The sequence below is a fragment of the Roseomonas sp. 18066 genome, assembly GCF_902706185.1.
Classification (GTDB): Bacteria; Pseudomonadota; Alphaproteobacteria; order Acetobacterales; family Acetobacteraceae; genus Pseudoroseomonas.
Genome location: NZ_CACSJM010000248.1, coordinates 1 through 5,142, shown reverse-complemented (window position 1 = coordinate 5,142; position 5,142 = coordinate 1). Strand labels below are relative to the sequence as shown.

Sequence of the window (5,142 nt, the reverse complement as noted above, 5' to 3'; positions counted from 1 at the left end):
GAGGGGGTGGCGGGCAGCCTCGCCGGAGGCTGCCGCGCCGGGGTCAGGATGGGTCAGAAAATGCTCTGGAACAGGCCCTGGCGGCGGCGCTGGACGACCGGCGTCTCGCCGTCCTCCACGCTGCGGCCGAGGGCGGCGTTCTCGCGCAGGCGCTGCGCCTCGCGGGTCGGGTCCAGCGGCGTGCCGGCCTGCGGCGTCTCGCGCCAGAACATCAGCCGGTCGACCACGCTGCGGTCGGGCTGCTCCAGCCGGGTGGCCTCGGCATCGACGCGCTGGCGGATGTCGCCGCCGGGGAGGGCGCCGGCGCCCGAGGCCTGGCCGGCCTGGGCGAGGAGGGCCGATTCACCCTGCGAGGCGCTGCGCGAGGCGCCGACGCCGAAGGCGGCGCCGGGGGCGAGGACCGCCTCGCCGGCGGCGCGGCCGCGCAGCTCCTGCGGGCGCTGCATGCCCGGCCGCGGCGCGGGCAGGCTGCCCAGCGTCGGCGGCAGCGAGAGCGGCGCCCGGGTGACGACCGAGAACTCGTCCGGCGCGTCACGGGTGAAGCCTAGGGTGCGCGCCGTGTCCGAGCCGCAGCCCGCGAGCATCAGCCCGCAGGCGATCGGCAGGAAGATGCGCGCCGGAATCCGGATGGGAAGCTGCCTCATGGCGTTTCCTTAGCGGCCTCGCGTGGCCTGAACAAGGCATCGGCAAACAGCACGACGACGCCGATGACGATGGCGGCATCGGCCAGGTTGAACACGTACCAGTGGAAATCGCCGATCCAGGCATCGGCGAAGTCGACCACGGCGCCGAAGCGCAGCCGGTCGATCACATTGCCGATGGCCCCGCCGACGATGCCGCCCAGCGCCAGGGTGGTCAGCCGGTTCTCGGCGCGCGCGATCCAGCGCACCAGGAAGGCCACCACGGCCAGCGCGATGCCGGCCAGCACCAGCCGGTGCCACAGCGTGTCGCCGGCCAGCAGGCCGAAGGTCACGCCGCGGTTCCAGACCATGGTGAAGTCGAAGCCGGCGCCGCCGAGGTCGAGCAGCTTCCACTGCCGGATCTCGGGCAGGCGCAGCACGTTCAGCACCCACCACTTGCTGGCCTGGTCGGCGACCAGCAGCCCGGCGGCGACGGGCAGGCCGAGCTTCAGGCTCATGCGGCGTCCCGCTGGTCGACCACCGCCTCGCAGCGGCGGCACAGCGTCGGATGCGCGGCGGATTTCCCAACTTCTTCCAGCACGCGCCAGCAGCGGTCGCATTTCTGCCCCGAGGCCGTGGCGAAGACGGTCGCGATGCCGTCCAGCCCGTCCATGGTGAAGGCGTCAGCCGGGGCGGCCGCGTCCGACAGGGTCAGGCCGGAGGTGATGCAGAGCTCCGCCCAGGTCTCGGCCGGCAGCAGGGCCAGCGCCTCGGCCGGCAGGTGCAGGCTGGGCGCGGCCTGCAGCGAGGCGCCGATGGTGCCGGCGGCGCGCGCCTTCTCCAGCGCGCCCGTCACCACGCGGCGGATGTTCCTGACGGTTTCCCACTTGGCGGCCAGCGCCTCGTCGCGCCATTCGGCCGGCAGCACCGGGAAATCCTGAAGGTGGACCGAACCGTCCTCCGACGGGAAGCGGGCCAGCCAGGCCTCTTCCGCGGTGAAGGGCAAGGCCGGGGCCAGCCAGGCGGTCAGGCAGCGGTGCAGCGCGTCCAGCACGGTGCGCGACGCGCGGCGGCGCAGGCTGTCGCGCGCGTCGCAATAGAGGCTGTCTTTCCGGATGTCGAAATAGAAGGCGGAAAGATCGGTCGCGCAGAAGGCGTGGATATCCGGATAGACGCCGTTCCAGTCGTAATCCGTCGCCGCCTGGCGGATGCGGGCGTCGAGCTCGGTCAGCCGGTGCAGCACCCAGCGCTCCAGCTCCGGCATTTCTGCCAGCGGCAGGGTCTCGGCGTCGTCGAACTCGGCCAGGTTGCCGAGCAGCCAGCGCAGGGTGTTGCGGATGCGGCGATACAGCTCGGCCTGCTGCGCCAGGATGCCCTTGCCGATGCGCAGGTCGTCGGCGACGTCGGAATTCATCACCCAGAGGCGCAGGATATCGGCGCCGTAGAGCTGGGTGACCTCCTGCGGCGCGGTGACATTGCCCAGCGACTTCGACATCTTCCGCCCCGTCTCGTCGAGGACGAAGCCGTGCGTCAGGATGGCCTTGAACGGGGCGTAGCCGTTCGAGCCGACGCTCTCGAGCAGGGAGGAATGGAACCAGCCGCGATGCTGGTCGGAGCCTTCCAGATACAGGTCGGCCGGCACCGGCAGGCCGCGCGGCCGCAGCACGAAGGCATGGGTCGAGCCGGATTCGAACCAGACATCGACGATGTCCATCACCTGCTCGAAATCATCCGGATTGCGCTCATTGCCCAGGAACCGGGCGGCGGCGCCCGGCTGGTACCAGGCGTCCGCCCCTTCGGCGCGGAAGGCCGCGTCGATGCGATCCAGCACCACCTGGTCGCGCAGCGGCTCGCCATTGCGCTTGTCGACGAAGATGGCGATCGGCACGCCCCAGGCGCGCTGGCGGCTGATGCACCAGTCGGGGCGGGCGGCAACCATCGAGCCGATGCGGTTGCGGCCCTGGTCGGGCACGAAGCGGGTGTCGGCGATGGCCTGCAGCGACTTGGCGCGGATCTGGTTGGCATCGTCCATGGCGATGAACCACTGCGGCGTCGCCCGGTAGATGATCGGCTTCTTCGACCGCCAGCTATGCGGGTAGCTGTGGGTGATGAAACCGCGGCCCGCGAGATGCCCCATCTCGGTAAGCGCCGCCCAGACCGCCTCATGCGCCTTGAACACATGGATGCCGACGAAGCCCGGCACCTGCACGGTGTAGGTGCCGTCATCGGCCACGCATTCCGGCACGCCGATGCCATGCGCGCGGGCGAGGTGGAAATCCTCCTCGCCATGCGCCGGTGCGATATGCACCAGGCCGGTGCCGGCCTCGGTGGTGACATAGTCGCCGGCCAGCAGCGGCACGTCGAAGGCATAGCCGCCCTCGGCCTTGTCCCAGCCGCGCAGCGGATGGGCGGCGACGGCGCCTTCCAGCTCGGCGCCCTTGAACACCCGGCTGACGCTGAAGGCGGCGAGGCCGACCTCCTTGGCGAAGGCGCCGATCAGCGCCTCGGCCAGGATGAAGCGCTGGCCGGGGCGGATGAGCTCGATGCCGTCGGCCACGCCGTCCACGGTCAGCAGCGCGTAGTCGATCTCGGCGCCATAGGCCATCGCCCGGTTGGCCGGGATGGTCCAGGGGGTGGTGGTCCAAATGACGGCCTCGGCGCCGACCAGGTCGGGCGCGGCCGCCTTCACGATCGGAAAGCCGGTGTAGAGGATGGCCGACTTGTGGTCGTGATACTCGACCTCCGCCTCGGCCAGCGCCGTCTTCTCGACCGGGCTCCACATCACCGGCCGCAGGCCGCGATAGAGCGAGCCGTTCATCAGGAATTTGCCGATCTCGGCGGCGATCGAGGCCTCGGAGGCGAAGTCCATGGTGGCGTAGCGGCCGGTCCAGTCGCCGGCGACGCCGAGCCGCTTGAACTCCTCGCGCTGCACGTCCAGCCACTGCGCGGCATAGGCGCGGCACTCGGCGCGGAACTCCAGGACGGGGACGGAATCCTTGTCGACGCCGCCCTTATACTTGCCCTTGGGGTTGCGGTATTCTTCCTCGACCTTCCACTCGATCGGCAGGCCGTGGCAGTCCCAGCCGGGGATGTATTCGGCATCCCGCCCGGCCATCTGCGCCGCGCGGTTGATCACGTCCTTCAGGATCTTGTTCAGGGCGTGGCCGATATGCAGCGCGCCATTGGCATAGGGCGGGCCGTCATGCAGCACGAACTTCTGCCGCTCGGCCGACTGGGCGCGGACACGGTCCCACAGCCCGATCTTCTCCCAGCGGGCGAGCCAGCCGGGCTCGCGCTTGGGCAGGTCGCCCTTCATCGGGAAAGGGGTCTGCGGCAGGAAGACGGTGCCGCGATAGTCGCGGGCCGGGGTATCGGTCATTCGGGCGTCCATGCCGCCGGGGGCGGCCTCATCGGGCAGGAAAGGGGAGCGCAAGCCAGGGATCCCGGCCCTCGATCAGAGGACCGGGCGGGTAATTCGCGCCGCAAGCCTGCGCTGCAGAGACCGCATCCGGGACATGGCGGGTTTTTGCGACCCCGCGCCTTTGGGGTCAAGCGCCGTCAGATCGAGGAGCCGCCCTTCTCCACCGCCTGCCGCGGGGCGCGCGGCACCACCGGCATGCCCTGGCCGCCGCCGATGCTGCCCGAGGGGGGCGTGCCCGGCGAGGGCGCCGGCATCGGCCGCGGGGCGGGGGCCGGCCCGGCATCCGGCTGCGACGGCGCCGGCTGGATCGGCGAGACCGGGGCCGGGCGCTGCGGCGTCGGCGGCTCCCGCCCGGGGCCCGGGGGCGCGGTGCCGGCGCCGGGCTCGCGACCTTGCGCCGTCCCCGGCGGCGAGCCCGGCGGGCCGAAGGGCTGGGTGGCGCCGCCGCCGCCCTGGGGCGGCTGGATGCCACCGCCGCCCTGGGGCGGCTGGACGCTGCCGCCGGCGGTCGGCGGTGCGGGCATGGCGCCGCGGATCAGCCGGTCGGCCATGCTGGCGATGAAGGCGATCTGGGCGCGGTTCACCGCCTGCTCGATATCGCTCTTGAACGGCGTCGACAGGTAGATCGAGACCAGGAAGCCATTGGCGACGGTGACGCAGCGGCGGTTCATCAGCCGCATCTGGTCGGGCGTCACCCGTTCTTCCCCGGCGCGGCGCTCCAGCTGGCCGCAGGTCAGCATCGGGCCGTTGCGCACGCTCAGCGCATGGGTGGTCAGCGGCGCGGTGTAGTAGCGGGGGCCGAGCGAGCGGGTGCCCTCGCGCAGGTCATCGGCCATGGCGACCAGCGCCTCGGCGCGCGACCGCTCGGTGACGCCGTCGCCGGAGGGCGGCCCCGGCAGCCGGCTGGCCATCACCAGCGCCCGCCCGGCGGGGCCGGCATAGGCGGCGCTGACCTGCTCCGGCGTCTCCGGCTGCTGGCGGTGCAGCCGCTCCATCCGCAGCAGGCTGTCCGGCAGGCGGCGGGCATATTCCTGCAGGTCCTGCGGCATCAGGTGGCGCGGCACCGGGGCCGAGGGCGGCGCCGGCGGCGCCGCCCTCGGC

The 5,142-nt window shown here is 72.1% G+C and carries 3 protein-coding genes and 1 pseudogene; all 4 read right to left on the bottom strand.

All coding sequences use genetic code 11. The features are described from left to right. Positions 1-53: 53 nt before the first annotated feature. A complete protein-coding gene (locus GVN67_RS27920; protein ID WP_160000576.1) occupies positions 54-644 on the bottom strand; it encodes a DUF3035 domain-containing protein in 591 nt (196 codons plus the stop codon). After that, on the bottom strand, positions 641-1,138 hold the full coding sequence (gene lspA, locus GVN67_RS27915; protein WP_160000575.1) for a signal peptidase II: 498 nt from the start codon (positions 1,136-1,138) through the stop codon (positions 641-643). Before lspA ends, GVN67_RS27920 begins: the two co-directional genes overlap by 4 nt. Then, positions 1,135-3,999: an isoleucine--tRNA ligase gene (gene ileS / locus GVN67_RS27910; RefSeq protein WP_160000574.1), complete on the bottom strand. Its 2,865-nt coding sequence runs from the start codon at positions 3,997-3,999 to the stop codon at positions 1,135-1,137. The genes lspA and ileS overlap by 4 nt, the downstream gene beginning before the upstream one ends. Positions 4,000-4,178: 179 nt before the next feature. Beyond that, positions 4,179-5,142 (bottom strand): annotated as a pseudogene (locus tag GVN67_RS27905) (hypothetical protein); the annotation flags it as partial.

Coding starts and splice junctions, on each gene's coding strand:
- lspA (WP_160000575.1), bottom strand. CDS start 1,138: ATGAGCCTGAAGCTCGGCCTGCCCGTCGCCGCCGGGCTGCTGGTCGCC.
- GVN67_RS27920 (WP_160000576.1), bottom strand. CDS start 644: ATGAGGCAGCTTCCCATCCGGATTCCGGCGCGCATCTTCCTGCCGATC.
- ileS (WP_160000574.1), bottom strand. CDS start 3,999: ATGACCGATACCCCGGCCCGCGACTATCGCGGCACCGTCTTCCTGCCG.